This is a genomic window from Actinosynnema sp. NPDC023794, assembly GCF_040639675.1.
Taxonomy (GTDB): domain Bacteria; phylum Actinomycetota; class Actinomycetes; order Mycobacteriales; family Pseudonocardiaceae; genus Actinosynnema; species Actinosynnema luteola.
In genome coordinates, this window is record NZ_JBFAFR010000003.1 from 25,106 (window position 1) to 38,802 (window position 13,697).

A 13,697-nucleotide genomic window follows, 5' to 3' on the forward strand; every position below is an offset into this window, starting at 1 on the left:
CGCATTCTTACGGCAAGCCGAGCTTCTGCTGGCAGTGGGGCCACGCCGAGTAGCCGCCGCGCGCGTCGCGGAGCTTGGTGGCGATGGCGATCTGCTGCTCGCGGGTCGCCTGGTGGGGGTACGCGGCGAACTGGCTGCCGCCGTAGGCGTCCCAGGTGCCCTTGTTGAACTGCAGGCCGCCGTAGTAGCCGTTGCCGGTGTTGATGGCCCAGTTGCCGGTCGCCTCGCACTGCGCCAGCGCGTCCCAGACCGCGCCGTCGGGCGGGAGCTTGGTGCCGACCTTGACCTTCTTCGCCTTCGGCTCCTTGGTGACCTTCGCGCCCAGCTTCTCGCGGCCGATCTCGGCGCCGTTCTTCACCGTGACGCGGTAGGTGACGATCTGCTCGCCGGCCTCGCCCGGGTCCAGGACCTCTTTCTGGCCCTTCATCATCGTGTCGTCCTTGACCTCCTCGACGGGAGGCTGGATGGCCTCCGTCGCGTTGATCACCGACACGCCGGTGCGCGTGATGTGGACCTCGGCGCCGTTGGTGACGCGCAAGTCGATCGCCGTCTCGAGCTTGTCCTCGGGGCCGAGCGAGAGGTTCTCGTTCTTCAGGAGCTCGTCGACGGTCACGGCCGTGGTCTGGATCTGCCGCGGCGCGTTGCCGCCGTCGTAGAGCGTGATGGTCTTGAGGCTCTTGACCTCGAGCGCGAGGCCGTTGAGCGGGACGTCCATGTTGCGGTCGTGGGAGAGCCAAGCGCCCTCGTCGTTCACCTGCAACTGGTCCAGGGCCTCGTCCACGGTGACCGAGCGGACCCAGCCCTCGCGCTGCTCGCCGTCGACCGTCATCTTCACCAGCCGGCCGCGGTCCAGCGAGATCTTGCCGCCGTCGCTCACCTTCGCCTGGGGTGACGGGCTCAGCGCGTCGTGCTCGCCGATCACGATGCCCTCGTCGGCGAGGATCTCGCCCACGGTCGACTCGTACGTGCGGACGGTGGTGGCTTCGCCGTCGACGTCGACCGTGACGGACTTGTCCATCGCGATCGCGGTGGCGCCGCCGCCGGAGATGGTGACCAGCACGGTGAGCACCGCGGCCTTCAGGAAGCGCCGCTTCCACTTCCCCGCGGCTTCGACCAGCGCGGCGGGCGGGGCGCTCGGCCGCTCTGCGGCCAGGCTGCCCGCGACCCGGTCCTGGGAGACCTCGTCGGGGATGATGATCGGCGGCAGGAGCGTGGTCTCGGCGTTGATCAGCCGGATCAGCTCGTCGACGTCGACGTTCGCGCTCTCCAGCAGCGCGTCGGCGTCCGGTCCCAGCACGTCCAGGACGTCGTCCGGGGTGATGGTGAACACCGCGGTGTCCCATTCGGACGGCGGCCCGGGTCTGTCCAGGACGTCGACACCGGTCGCGGGTGTCGACTGCACGGGCGTAAACCAGTCGGTGTCCTCGTTGAACGAGTTCACGGGGTGCCATACCTCCTGAAGGCGCGAAGTCCGGCGACGCGCACGGTCGATGTCGGTGGTCAGCTGGTGATCTCCGGCAACTCCCGTGCGTGTTCGGCTTCTCGCTTCTGGTGTCAACGTGACCCGCCCCGACTGCGGGTGCGCCCCGAATCACGACTCGGGGCACGGTCACGGGACCGTAACGGGTTCACGGGGGTTGTGCCAACACCCCGACAACCCTTGTGAGTTCAGTCACTCCGTCAGGGGAGCAAGTCTGTCCGCCATTCGTCGTAAGGAGGACTACGACTTCACCGCGTCACGAAGACCGAAGACGCGTTCGGCGTTTCGGGTGATCTTCGTGGCCAACTCACCGAGGTCGGTCTCACGCAGCGTCGCCAGGTCCCGGAGCGTGTAGTTCGCGCAATACGGCTCGTTCGGGCGACCTCGGTACGGGTGGGGCGTGAGGAACGGCGCGTCCGTCTCGACGAGCACGTGGTCCTCCGGCACCCACAGTGCGGCTTCCCGCAACGCGTGGGCGTTGCGGAACGTCGTGGTGCCCGCGAACGAGAGCACGAACCCGCGCTCCACGCACGCGCGCGCGAAGGAGAGGTCGCCGGAGAAGCAGTGGAAGACCACAGTGGACGGCGCGCCCTCGGCGTCGAGCACCGCGAGGATGTCGTCGTGCGCGTCCCGGTCGTGGATCATCAACGGCTTGCCGACCCGTTTGGCCAGGTCGATGTGCCACCGGAAGGCCTCGTGCTGCGCCGCTTTCGGCGCGTAGTCCCAGTAGTAGTCCAGCCCGGTCTCGCCGATCGCGACGACCCTCGGCTGCGCGGCGAGCCGCTCCAGCTCCGCCTGCTCCACCTCGCCGAACGTCGACGTGCGCGTGGGGTGCAGGGCGACGGCGGCGAACACCCGGTCGTCCCACGTGGCGGCTTCGGCGGCCCAGCGCGCGGCGTCGAGGTCGTCGGCCACCGTGATCACGCGGTCCACGCCCGCCCGCACGGCCCGGTCCAGCACCTCGCGCACCTGCTCGGGCGTCTCCGCGCCGCACGCGTCGAGGTGGGTGTGGGCGTCGACCACCGGCGCCGGAAGGGCTTCCGGGACCGGTGGCCGTTCGCCTCGTCGCTTCGTCACTTCGCGATCGGGGCCCACTCGGGGCCGGTCTCACCCAGTTCGGGGTCGAGCTTCGCGAACAGCGGCGCGGGCTTGGCCAGCAGCCTGCCCACCTCGATCGGGGTGGACGCCCACGTCGCCTGCTCGGCCGCGTAGTCGCCGGTCAGCACCGGGTACTCGCGGTCGGGCACGTCCAGGTCGGGGACGTCGGTCAGCTGCGGCTGGGCGGCCCACACGCCCGTGCCGCCCAGCGCCTCGTGCACCTTCTGCGCCGAGTGCGGCAGGAACGGCGTCAGCAGGGCGTTGGCGTCCTGCACGACCTGCAACGCGGTGTGCAGCACGGTGTCGCGGCGCTCGGGGTCGTCCTTGAGCTTCCACGGCTCCTGGTCGGACAGGTAGCGGTTGGCCGCGCCGACCACCTTCATCGCCTCGGAGGAGGCCTGCTTGAAGCGGGAGCGGCGCAGGTTCGAGCCCACCACGTCGAACGCCTTGCGGGACAGCTCCAGCAGCTCGTGGTCGGCCTGGGTCGGGCTGGTCGGCTTCGGGATCGCGCCCACGTTCTTGTGCGCCATCGAGATCGACCGGTTGACCAGGTTGCCCCACTCGTTGGCCAGCTCGAAGTTCGTCCGGCGGACGAACTCCTCCCACGTGAAGTCGGTGTCCTGGTTCTCGGGGCCGGCGACGGAGATGAAGTAGCGCAGCGCGTCGGGCCCGAACTGCTCCAGGAAGTCCGTGACGTAGATCACCGTGCCGCGGGAGGTGGAGAACTTCGAGCCGCTCATGGTCAGGAACTCGGAGCTGACGACCTCGGTGGGCAGGTTCAGCGTGCCGAACGCCCCGGGCTCGCCGCCCTTCGCGCCCTGGCCGTTCTGCCCGAGCAGCAGGGAGGGCCAGATCAGCGAGTGGAAGACGATGTTGTCCTTGCCCATGAAGTAGTAGCCCTGGGCGTCGCCGGTCCAGAACTCCTTCCAGGCGTCGTCGTCCCCGCTGCGGCGGGCCCACTCGACGGACGCGCTGAGGTAGCCGATGACGGCGTCGAACCACACGTAGAAGCGCTTCATCGGCTGCTCGCGCCACCCGTCGAGCGGGATCGGGATGCCCCAGTCCAGGTCGCGGGTGATGGCGCGCGGGCGCAGGTCGCCGATGAGGTTCTGGCTGAACTTGAGCACGTTCGGCCGCCACTCCGCGCGGGTCTGGAGCCAGCCGCCGAGCGCGTCGATGAACTGCGGCAGGTCGAGGAACAGGTGCTCGGTCTCGACGAACTTCGGCGTCTCGCCGTTGATGCGCGAGCGCGGGTTCTTCAGGTCGACGGGGTCGAGCTGGTTGCCGCAGTTGTCGCACTGGTCGCCGCGGGCGCCGTCGTAGCCGCAGATCGGGCAGGTGCCCTCGATGTAGCGGTCGGGCAGCGTGCGGCCGGTGGAGGGGCTGATCGCGCCCATCTCGGTCTTCGGGATGACGTAGCCGTTGCGCCAGAGGGCGAGGAACAGCTCCTGGACCACCTTGTAGTGGTTGCCGGTGGTCGTCCGGGTGAACAGGTCGTAGGACAGCCCGAGGCCGTGCAGGTCGTTCGCGATCACGCGGTGGTACTTGTCCACGAGGTCGCGGGTGGACATGCCCTCCTTCTCGGCCTGCACCGAGATGGGTGTGCCGTGCTCGTCCGAGCCGGAGACCATCAGCACCCGGTTGCCCGACATGCGCATGTAGCGGGAGAACACGTCGGAGGGGACACCGAAACCGGAGACGTGACCGATGTGGCGGGGGCCGTTGGCGTAGGGCCACGCCACCGCGGTCAGCACGGAGGCACTCATGGGCCAAGCCTACGGAGCCGCTTCCAGCGGGTTTCCGCGGGTTGGGCAGTCCGCGAGGGGCCGTGCGCGGCGGACCGCCCGCCCGTCTCAGCTCTTGCTGATCGCGGCGTCGTACAGGGCCTTCTTGCTCACCCCCGCCGCCTCGGCGACCTCCGCCGCCGCCGTCTTCAGCCGCTCGCCGTCGGCCACGCGCTGCTTCACCTCGGCCACCAGGGCCTCGATCGGCGGGGCCTCGCGGGCCTCGGCGGGCGCCAGCACGACGGTGATCTCGCCGCGCACGCCCTCGGCCGCCCACTCGGCCAGCTCGCCGAGGCCACCCCGCTTGACCTCCTCGTACGTCTTGGTCAGCTCCCGGCACACGGCGGCGCGGCGGTCCGGGCCGAGCACGTGGGCGGCGTCGGCGAGGGTGTCCGCCAGCCGATGGGGTGACTCGAAGAAGACGCACGTCCGGGGCTCGTCGAGCAGGCCCGCGAACCACCGCCGGCGTTCGCCCTGCTTGCGCGGCGGGAAGCCGTCGAAGCAGAAGCGGTCCGACGGCAGGCCCGACACGGCCAGCGCGGTCGTCACCGCGGACGGGCCGGGCAGGCACGTGACCCGGATGTCCTCCTCGACGCACGCGGCCACGAGGCGGTAGCCGGGGTCCGACACGCTCGGCATCCCCGCGTCGGTCACCAGGAGCACCGTCCGACCGTCCCGCAGCGCCTCCAGCAGGCCGGGCAGCCGGGCCGCCTCGACCTGGTCGTAGAAGCTGACCACCCGCCCGGCCGGCGTGACGTCGAGGGCCGAAGCGAGCGACCGCAGCCGTCTGGTGTCCTCGGCCGCGATCACCTCGGCCGTGCCCAACGCCTCCACCAGGCGCGGCGAAGCGTCCCGGACGTCGCCGAGCGGAGTAGCCGCCAGCACCAAACGGCCTGATCCAGATACAGGTCTCACGTGTCTCACCCTACGATCGTGCGCGTGAGCCTGATCGCACCGCAGTCCGCAGACGACGTGGTCGACGCCGGCGGGGCGCCGCCGACGAGCCCGCCACCGGGCAACGACCGCGAACAGCGGGCCCGCCAGCTCGAACCCGGCGCGATGAGCGACGCCCTCAGGGGCTGGCTCGTCACGCTGACCGTGGCGTTGATCGGCGGTGTGGTGCGGTTCTGGAACCTCGGGTTCCCGACCGACAAGGGCACCCCGGTCTTCGACGAGAAGCACTACGTGCCGCAGGGCGCGCAGGTGCTGCGCAACGGCGGGTACGAGGACAACCCCGGCTACGAGCTGATCGTGCACCCGCCGCTGGGCAAGCAGCTCATCGCGATCGGCGAGTGGCTGTTCGGCTACGACGGCGTCGGCTGGCGGTTCGCGTCGGCCGCCGTGGGCACGTTGACGATCCTGCTGGTGGTGCGGATCGCCCGGCGGATGACGCGGTCGGACCTGATCGCGGCGATCGCGGGCGTGCTGCTGATCGCGGACGGCATGAGCCACGTGCAGTCGCGGATGGGGATGCTGGACGCGTTCCTGACGTTCTTCGTGGTGGTGGCGTTCGCCTGCCTGGTGGTGGACCGGGACCAGGTGCGCTCGCGGCTGGCCGAGGCGGTGCGCGAGGGCTGGGTGACGAACTCGCCGTTCGGCCCGTGGCTGGGTTTCCGCTGGTGGCGGTTCGCGGGCGGGGTCGCGCTCGGCCTGGCGTGCGGCGTGAAGTGGTCCGGCCTGTGGTACATCGCGTTCTTCGGCGTGCTGTCGGTGTTCTGGAGCGCGCTGGCGCGTCGTTCGGCGGGGGTGGCGCGACCGTGGGTCGGCGCGTTCGCGAAGGACCTGCTGCCGTCGCTGTTCGCGCTGCTGGTGATCCCGCTGCTGGCGTACCTGGCCACGTGGTGGGCGTGGTTCGCGTCGGAGACGGCCATCGACCGGCACATCGCGGGCACGAAGATCCCCGAGGACGGCTGGATCCCGGCGCCGCTGCGGGCGCTCTGGTACTACAGCGGCAACGTGCTGGAGTTCCACACCAAGCTGGTGACGTCGGAGACGAACCAGCACCCGTGGGAGTCGAAGCCGTGGACGTGGCCGATGGGCCTGCGGCCGATGCTCTACTACTTCGAGGGCTCGGTGCAGGGCTGCGGCGGGCCGAGCTGCGTCGGCGCGATCATGCTGATCGGGACGCCCGCCCTGTGGTGGCTGGCGTTCCCGATGCTGGCGTGGGCGATGTGGCAGTCGATCGCCAAGCTGGACTGGCGGTACGCGGCGGTGCTGGTCGGGTACGGCGCGGGCTTCCTGCCGTGGTTCCTCAACGTCGACCGGCAGATGTACTACTTCTACGCGATGCCGATGGCGCCGTTCCTGGTGCTGGGCATCGCGCTGGCGCTGGGCGAGGTCCTGGGCAGGCGGACCGACGGCAAGGAACGCCGCGGCACCGGCCTGCTCGCGGTGTCGCTGTACGTGGGCCTGGTCGTGGCCAACTTCGTGTGGCTGTGGCCGATCCTCAACGGCATCCCGATCACCCCGGAGGTGTGGGACGCCCAGAAGTGGCTGCCGTCCTGGAACTGATCTCGGGGCCGTCCTGCGAGGACGGCGCGGTGGACACGAGTGCCGGAGGAACGTCGACAGGCGGTGCGAACGCTTCCTCCGGCCGGATCCGCGGCGGTGCGGTAGCCCACGGCTTCAGGTTCTGCACGACGTCTTCGTAGAAACTCGTGACGGCGGCGAGCACGGAATCTATGAACGAATTCCGGCCGGTACCGCGCTTGCTGCCCAGAGGCACCGAATTGGCGACCCGGAATCCGCGGATGTCCTTCGCCGGGTCCGCCACCAACGCCATCGGGTTGCTTCTCACGGTGCGCAGCAGTTCCGACGCACCCGCGCCGCGGCCGTGCAATGCGAATGCCTCGAGCCGGACGGTGTCCGGGGCGTCCTTCAACTGCCGGACCAACCAGTTGACCCGGGTGGTCGGGCGCCCTTCCCGCGGCCCGTCCAGGTCGACGTGGCACGAGACCCTGCCGGCCCGCAGGTCGGCGGTCACCTGGAGCACGCCCACCGTGCCGGGGATGTGGACACCGGCGGTCAACCTGCCCTCGGCGACGAGCTGACCGACTTGCTTCGCCACCCGCGTCTGCGGCTCGGCCAGCTCCTTGCGGGTCAGCGCCGGGGTCACCTCCGCACCGAGCCTCCGCCCGAGTCGGAGGCACGCGAACCGCACGAGGGCGTCGAAGCGCAGGGCGACCTCGGGTGCGGTCTTGTCGGTCGCCCGCAGCGTCCCGGCCTGGACGGCCTCGCGCAGCGGCACCCACGCGGGCCCCATGTCCTCGAACGCCATCGCACCTGATCGCGGGTGTTCCAGGTACCGGATCAGCTCCCCGAGGATCCACGCCTGATCGGTGTCCGCGACGCCCCGGTGCTCCTTCTGCACCACGGCCTCGCAGAGCACTTCGGTCCACGACCAGTGGTGCAGGGCGACCTTCTTGAGCTTCCGCCGGTCGACCGCCGCCGGGTGTTGGCCGGGCAGCGCGGGGATCTCGTTGGAGATGGTGATCACCGCGTCGAAACCCCGGTCCCGGGCGACGTCGAGGTAGTTCTCGATCTGCTCGACCTGCAACTGGTTGGCGCCGGTCTTCACCTCGACGAGCGCCGTCCACGACCGCTGACCGCGCACCACGCGGATCAGCCCGTCCGGGATCACCTTGCGTCCTTCGAGTTCGAACGGGACCTCGATGAACGTCCGCACGGCAGCGGCGGGCGCGCCCAAGGGCTGCGTCAGCGTCCGCCCGAACTCGCGCACCGCGGACATCACCGCCAGCAATGCGGAAGTCGCCCGTCTTTCTTGTTCATCCGCGCCGTTGATTCCCGAAGTGGGAATCAACCGGGCGGCGTGCCAGCTTTCCTCGGACGACACCATCCACCTCGCTGACTGTTCCGCTCGCACGAATCAACGCGTAGTTCGGCCCGGAGGAAGAGTCCGTTACCCGGGGACACCGCGTTCACCCGTTCGCCGCAGTTGACCGCGACCGCGCGGACGTCAACCCGGCAGCTCGGTGAGCACGGGGTTGCGGATGCTCTCGTAGATCACCGAGCTGCGGAAGCTGATCACCTCGCGCCGTTCGCTCAGGCGGTCGATGAGGAAAGCGTGCAGGTGTTCCAGGTCCGGCACGGCGAGGTGGATGAGGAAGTCGTCGTCGCCCGCCACGACGTACATCGCGGTCACCTCCGGCAGGGCGCCGATCGCCGCCTTGAAGTTGGCGATCACCGCACGGCTCATCGGGCGCAGGCGGGCGGCGACGAAGGCCTGGACGGGGCGGTTGAGCGCGCTCAGGTCCACGTCCGCGTGATAGCCCTTGATCACGCCGCGTTCGCGCAGCGCGCGCACGCGTTCCAGGCAGGTCGACGGCGCGACGCCCAGCCGCCGGGCCAGCTCGCGGTTGGTCAGCCGCGCATCCAGTTGCAGATTCGCGATGATCGCCGAATCAAGTTCGTCCATGTCCCGATCATGGCAAACTCTCTCGAACGAAGTTCGGCAGCACTGGATCAGGCCGTTCAGGTGGACAAGTCTGAGCACATTCCACCGAACGGACGGACCGGACGTGCTGCCCACCACACTCGCGTTGATCCTGCGTGACGACCTGCCGCCCAACCTCGCCGCGAACGCCGCCGTCGTCCTCGGCCTCACCCTCGGCGCCCGCCTGCCCGACCTGCTCGGCGAGGACGCCAAGGATGCCGACGGCACCCTCCACCTCGGCCTCAACACCCACCCCGTGCCGGTGCTGACCACGTCCGCCGACCACCTCAAGGCCCTGCACCGCGCCGACGGCGTGCTGAAGATCGGCTTCACCGAGGTCGCCCGCCGCTCCCGCGCCTACCCCGAGTACCTCGAAGCCCTCGCCCGCACCGAGGACCCGGAGTTCGTCGCCGTCGCCCTCTACGGCCCGCGCGCCGAGGTCACCCGGCTGACCCGCAAGCTCCCGTTGATGGCATGAGGCTCACCGCGATGTACGTGGGCGCGGTGCTCGGTCCCGGTGTGCTGGTGCTGCCCGCCCTGGCCACCGAGGCCGCCGGGCCGGCCTCCCTCCTGGCGTGGGTCGCGCTGCTGGCGCTGAGCGTCCCGGTCGCGGTGTCGTTCGCCCGGTTGGGTGAACAGCACCGGGGCGGCGTGGTCGGGTTCGTGCGCACGGCGTTCGGCGAACGGGCCGCACGGCCGGTCGCGTGGTGGTTCTACCTGGTCGGCGTGCCGTTCGGGGTGCTCGGCGGCGCGCTGGTCGGCGGCCGGTACGTCGCCCACGCGCTCGGCGGCGGCGACCCCGCGGTGATCGCGATCGTGCTGCTGGCCGCGGCGTTCGCCGCCAACTACGCCGGGCTGCGGGTGTCGGCGGGCGCGCAGGTCCTGCTGGTCGGGCTGCTGGCGGTGCTGCTGGCCGTGGCCGTCGCGGGCACCGTGCCGACCGTGTCGCGGGACGACTTCGAGCCCTTCGCGCCGCACGGGTGGCTCGCCGTCGGGCACGCCGCGGTGGTGCTGTTCTTCGCGTTCTCCGGCTGGGAGGCGGCGGGAAACCTGGCCGACGAGTTCGGCGACCCGCGCCGGGCGACCCGGTGGACGCTCGTCGTCGTCGCCGTCCTGTACCTGGGGCTGGCGGTCACGACGGCGGGCACGACGAGCGACGTCCCGCTCGCCGACCTGCTGGAACGCGTGTTCGGGCCGTCCGCCCGGCTGGTCACGGCGGTGGCCGCGACGCTGCTGGCCTTCGGCGCGATCAACACCTACCTGGCGGGCGGCGCACGCCTGGGCGGGCGGCACGGCCTGACCGGCTTGCTGGTGGTGTGCGCGCTGCTCACCGCCGCGACGCTGCGCCTGCACGTCGAGCTGGACACCTTGATGCGCGTCGCGTCGACCACGCTCGCGGCGGTGACGGCGGCGGGGCTGGCCGCCGCCGTCACGCTCCTGCGCAGCCGCACGGCCGCGTTCGCCCTCGGCTGCACCGCGCTGGTGCTGGCGTTCTCAGGCGTGCTGCTGGCCGTGCCGCTGGTGATCGGGGTCGCGGCCCTGGTCAGCGCACGGGTCGGGTCGGCGGTTCCGGCCGGTCGATCATCCTCGTGACCGGTCCTTCCTTGCTCAGCCCCGCCTGCGAGAGCCACGTGCTCAGCTCGTTGCGGATCGCGCCCAGCGCCGGCCGCTTGGCCGGGTCGGCGTCCAGCGCGCTGGTGAGCAGCCGGGCGTGGGCGCTGTGCTGCGGCAGCTTCACGCACGGCTCGCCCTGCGCGGCGGCCATCAGCGACGAGATCGGGTTCTCCCTCGACCCGCGCGGCGGGTGGCCGGTGAGCGCGTAGCTGACCGTCGCGGCCAGCTGCCAGGCGTCCGACGCGGGACTGGCCGCCTCGCCGCGGGCGGTCTCCGGCGCCAGGAAGTCGGGCGTGCCGACCATCATCCCGGTGGCGGTGAGCGTGCTGTCGCCCTTCGACCTGGCGATGCCGAAGTCGATCAGGTGCGCGGTGCCCTGGGTGTCCACGATGACGTTGGACGGCTTCACGTCCCGGTGCAGCACGCCCTGCTCGTGCGCGGCCGCCAGCGCGTCCGCCATGTTCACCCAGAGCCGGGCGGCGAGCGTGTCGGCGAGCAGACCGCTGTCGCGCACGACGTCCGACAGCGGTTGGCCGTCGATGTACTCCATGACGATCGCGAGGCCGTCCGGGTCCTGCACGATGTCGAACACGCGCACGCAGTTCGGGTGCCGCACGGCGGCCAGAGCGCGCGCTTCGCGCAGCATGCGCTGCTCGGTGTCGTTGTCGGGCGCGTGCGCGAGCTTCACCGCGACCGTGCGCGCCAACTGCTCGTCCACCGCCAGCCACACCGTGCCGAACCCGCCGCGGCCGAGCTGGCGGATCCGCCGGAACCGGCCGCCCGCCGGGTTCCACACCTTGCCGGAGTCCGGCGTCGGTGTCGGCGCGCTGCTGCCGGCGCCGGCCGGGCCGAACGGCAGCGGGCCGGGCGTGTCGGCCAACGGCGCGGGCTGCTCCGGCTTGGTCGGCCTCGGCGACTCCACGGGCACGTCGGCGACCCGCGTCGGCGGGTAGTGCCGCGCCGGCGGCGTCGGCCGGTAGGGCGGGACCGGCTGGTAGGGCGGGATCTGCGCGGGCTGGTAGGGCGGCGGCTTCTCCACCTTGTACGGCGGCGGCTGGTGCGGCTGGCGCGGCGGCTGCGACGACGACTGCCGCGGCTGCGACGACGACTGCCGCGGCTGCGAGGACGACTGGTGCGGCTGCTGGGACGACGGCGGTGGCGTTCTCGACACCGCGGGTTGCGGGCTCGGGTTCCCGCGATCGCGACCGGGGCGGTTCAGCATGGCGGTAGTCAACCCGAAAACCCGCACGACGAGGGAGCCCAACACCGCGATCGGGAAGAACCCGAGCAGCAGGTGGCCCACCAGCGTGACCGGCAGCGCGGACGTCGACAGCAGCAGGACCAGGAACGGCGGCCAGAACACCCGGCGCGGCCAGTTCGGGCCGAGCCGGAACGCCGAGCCCGCCTGGAGCATCACGAACAGCAGGCAGAGCAGGGCGAGCAGCGCCGTCACACCGGCGAAGATGACGTCCGGCACGCCGGACCGGCCGGTGATCGCCGTGATGATCGGGTCGGTGACGATCAGGTAGTCGTACTGGCTGATCACCATGCACGGCGACGCGTCCAGCGACTCCATGCCGGGCAGCGCGCGGGTGCGCAGGAGCTTGTAGGTGGCCGAGAAGGCCATCCACGGCAGCACCAGCGTGCTGACCACGCCGAGCACGGCGAAGATCGCGCCGGTGAACGGTCCGTAGGAGTTGCCGACCACGCGGCGGACGGTGATCGACAGCAGCGCGGCGATCGTCGGCAGCACGCCGATCAGGGCGCCGAACGCGGTGACGGTCCAGGCCCAGTCGCCGGGGCAGAGGGGCACACCTGACCAGCCGTGCAGCCACGCCAGCAGCGACTCGGCCAGCTCCACGACCCGCACCACCCCTTCTCGTCGCCTCTCAGGGTACGGGTGCGGGCCACACCGACAGCGCCGTCCGGGCAACATCGTGCAGTTCAGCCCGCGTGGCGCCGTCCCGGGCGAGCGACGACATGCCCCGGACGGTGGCGGCGACGAACACGGCCAGGCGGCGCGCGTCGGTGCCCGCGGGGAGCGCGCCGGTCGCGACGTCGTGCCGGATCTTGGCCTCGACCGCCCGTCTCGCCTGGTCGCGCGGGCCGGTCAGCTCGGGTGCGCTGAGGATCAGGCAGCCCTTGGGCCGGTCCGGGGTCGTGTACTCGACCGCGGCTTCGGTCAGGATCCGTTCGACGGCCTGACGTGCGGTGGGCTCCTCTTCGAGGGCTCGCGCGGTGAACGCGCCGTAGGTCTGCTGGTAGCGCGCGACGGCTTCGGCGAAGAGGGCGCGTTTGTCGCCGAACGCGGCGTAGAGGCTCGGCGGGTTGACACCGGTGGTCGCGGTGAGGTCGGCGACGGAGGTCGCCTGGTAGCCGTCGCGCCAGAAGGCGCGCGTGACCTGGTCCAGCACCTCGTCCCGGTCGAACCCGCGTTTGCGCCCCACCACGGCGGTCATTTTATAACGTCCGCTACAGTTCGGCTTTGTGTAGTGGTCGTTACAGATTGGGGTGCTGGTGAAGACGGCATTGGTGACCGGGGCGAGTCGCGGGATCGGGCGGGCGATCGCGTTGCGGCTGGCGGCGGACGGGATGCGGGTGGTCGTGCACTACGCGCGGGACGACGACGCGGCGCGAGCCGTGGTGGAGGAGGCCGGTGGTGGCGCGTTCGCGGTGCGGGCGTCGTTGCCCTCGGAGCTCGACGCGCTGGTGGCGGCGCTGCCGCCGTTGGACGTGCTGGTGAACAACGCGGCGATCGGGTTGCCGGCGCCGATCGAGGACGTGACGCCCGAGGCGTTCGACGCGGTGTTCGCGGTGAACGTGCGGGCGCCGTTCTTCCTGGTGCAGCGCGCGCTGCCGGTGTTGCGGGACGGTGGGCGGATCGTGAACATCTCGTCCGGGGCGACGCGCATCGCCATGCCGGTCGGCATCGCGTACTCGATGACGAAGGGCGCGTTGGACACGTTCACGCGGACCCTCGCGCAGCACCTGGGGCCGCGCGGGATCACCGTGAACACCGTCGCGCCGGGGGTGGTCGACACCGATGCGAACGCGTCGTGGCTGCGCGGGGATCCGGCGGCGGAAGCGGCGATGGCGGCGCGTTCGGCGTTGGGCCGGATCGGTTACGCGGAGGACATAGCCGACGTGGTGTCGTTCGTGGCATCGGAGGAATCGCGGTGGATGACGGGAGCGTGGCTCGATGCGACAGGAGGCGCCCACTTGTGACGTGACCTCGACTGCTGACGCGGCCTCGACGGGAAGGGGTCCG

Annotated in this window: 12 protein-coding genes; 4 read left to right on the forward strand and 8 right to left on the reverse strand. The window is 71.1% G+C overall.

Going from position 1 to position 13,697, the window contains the following annotated elements; all coding sequences use genetic code 11:
* Positions 1 to 7 precede the first annotated feature (7 nt).
* The 4 genes from AB0H12_RS08580 to rsmI form a co-directional block, all read right to left on the reverse strand.
* Positions 8 to 1,441, reverse strand: a complete 1,434-nt coding sequence (locus AB0H12_RS08580; RefSeq protein ID WP_499621839.1) for a resuscitation-promoting factor — start codon at positions 1,439 to 1,441, stop codon at positions 8 to 10.
* A 279-nt stretch (positions 1,442 to 1,720) separates the two neighbouring features.
* On the reverse strand, positions 1,721 to 2,557 hold the full coding sequence (locus AB0H12_RS08585; protein WP_230567435.1) for a TatD family hydrolase: 837 nt from the start codon (positions 2,555 to 2,557) through the stop codon (positions 1,721 to 1,723).
* Complete coding sequence (metG, locus tag AB0H12_RS08590; protein WP_499621841.1) at positions 2,554 to 4,344, reverse strand: methionine--tRNA ligase; 1,791 nt, start codon at positions 4,342 to 4,344, stop codon at positions 2,554 to 2,556. The genes AB0H12_RS08585 and metG overlap by 4 nt, the downstream gene beginning before the upstream one ends.
* Before the next feature lie 87 nt (positions 4,345 to 4,431).
* Entirely contained in the window at positions 4,432 to 5,277 is an 846-nt protein-coding gene (gene rsmI, locus AB0H12_RS08595) for a 16S rRNA (cytidine(1402)-2'-O)-methyltransferase (RefSeq protein ID WP_499621842.1), read from the reverse strand.
* Between the two features lie 24 nt (positions 5,278 to 5,301).
* On the opposite strand from rsmI, the gene AB0H12_RS08600 reads away from it, so the two are divergent.
* Positions 5,302 to 6,873, forward strand: coding sequence for a dolichyl-phosphate-mannose--protein mannosyltransferase (locus tag AB0H12_RS08600; RefSeq protein WP_372470487.1), 1,572 nt, complete (start codon positions 5,302 to 5,304; stop codon positions 6,871 to 6,873).
* On the opposite strand, the gene AB0H12_RS08605 is transcribed toward AB0H12_RS08600, so the two are convergent.
* Both AB0H12_RS08605 and AB0H12_RS08610 read right to left on the reverse strand, forming a co-directional pair.
* Complete coding sequence (locus tag AB0H12_RS08605) at positions 6,824 to 8,215, reverse strand: hypothetical protein (protein ID WP_499621844.1); 1,392 nt, start codon at positions 8,213 to 8,215, stop codon at positions 6,824 to 6,826. The genes AB0H12_RS08600 and AB0H12_RS08605 overlap by 50 nt on opposite strands.
* A gap of 123 nt (positions 8,216 to 8,338) precedes the next feature.
* On the reverse strand, positions 8,339 to 8,797 hold the full coding sequence (locus tag AB0H12_RS08610; RefSeq protein ID WP_230567439.1) for an Lrp/AsnC family transcriptional regulator: 459 nt from the start codon (positions 8,795 to 8,797) through the stop codon (positions 8,339 to 8,341).
* A gap of 103 nt (positions 8,798 to 8,900) precedes the next feature.
* Between AB0H12_RS08610 and AB0H12_RS08615 the strand changes: the two genes are divergently transcribed.
* Complete coding sequence (locus tag AB0H12_RS08615) at positions 8,901 to 9,293, forward strand: DUF2000 domain-containing protein (protein ID WP_499621845.1); 393 nt, start codon at positions 8,901 to 8,903, stop codon at positions 9,291 to 9,293.
* Positions 9,290 to 10,408, forward strand: coding sequence for an APC family permease (locus tag AB0H12_RS08620; RefSeq protein ID WP_499621850.1), 1,119 nt, complete (start codon positions 9,290 to 9,292; stop codon positions 10,406 to 10,408). The genes AB0H12_RS08615 and AB0H12_RS08620 overlap by 4 nt, the downstream gene beginning before the upstream one ends.
* On the opposite strand, the gene AB0H12_RS08625 is transcribed toward AB0H12_RS08620, so the two are convergent.
* Both AB0H12_RS08625 and AB0H12_RS08630 read right to left on the reverse strand, forming a co-directional pair.
* Entirely contained in the window at positions 10,359 to 12,302 is a 1,944-nt protein-coding gene (locus AB0H12_RS08625) for a serine/threonine-protein kinase (RefSeq protein ID WP_499621852.1), read from the reverse strand. The two genes, AB0H12_RS08620 and AB0H12_RS08625, sit on opposite strands and share 50 nt — an antisense overlap.
* Before the next feature lie 16 nt (positions 12,303 to 12,318).
* Positions 12,319 to 12,888, reverse strand: a complete 570-nt coding sequence (locus AB0H12_RS08630; protein ID WP_499621854.1) for a TetR/AcrR family transcriptional regulator — start codon at positions 12,886 to 12,888, stop codon at positions 12,319 to 12,321.
* 58 nt (positions 12,889 to 12,946) lie between these two features.
* Between AB0H12_RS08630 and AB0H12_RS08635 the strand changes: the two genes are divergently transcribed.
* Entirely contained in the window at positions 12,947 to 13,654 is a 708-nt protein-coding gene (locus AB0H12_RS08635; RefSeq protein WP_499621855.1) for an SDR family oxidoreductase, read from the forward strand.
* Positions 13,655 to 13,697: the final 43 nt, after the last annotated feature.

Bases quoted from the DNA above. Each gene is read 5' to 3' on its own strand.
- metG (WP_499621841.1), bottom strand. From the start codon at position 4,344: ATGAGTGCCTCCGTGCTGACCGCGGTGGCGTGGCCCTACGCCAACGGC.
- AB0H12_RS08610 (WP_230567439.1), bottom strand. From the start codon at position 8,797: ATGGACGAACTTGATTCGGCGATCATCGCGAATCTGCAACTGGATGCG.
- AB0H12_RS08620 (WP_499621850.1), top strand. From the start codon at position 9,290: ATGAGGCTCACCGCGATGTACGTGGGCGCGGTGCTCGGTCCCGGTGTG.
- AB0H12_RS08630 (WP_499621854.1), bottom strand. From the start codon at position 12,888: ATGACCGCCGTGGTGGGGCGCAAACGCGGGTTCGACCGGGACGAGGTG.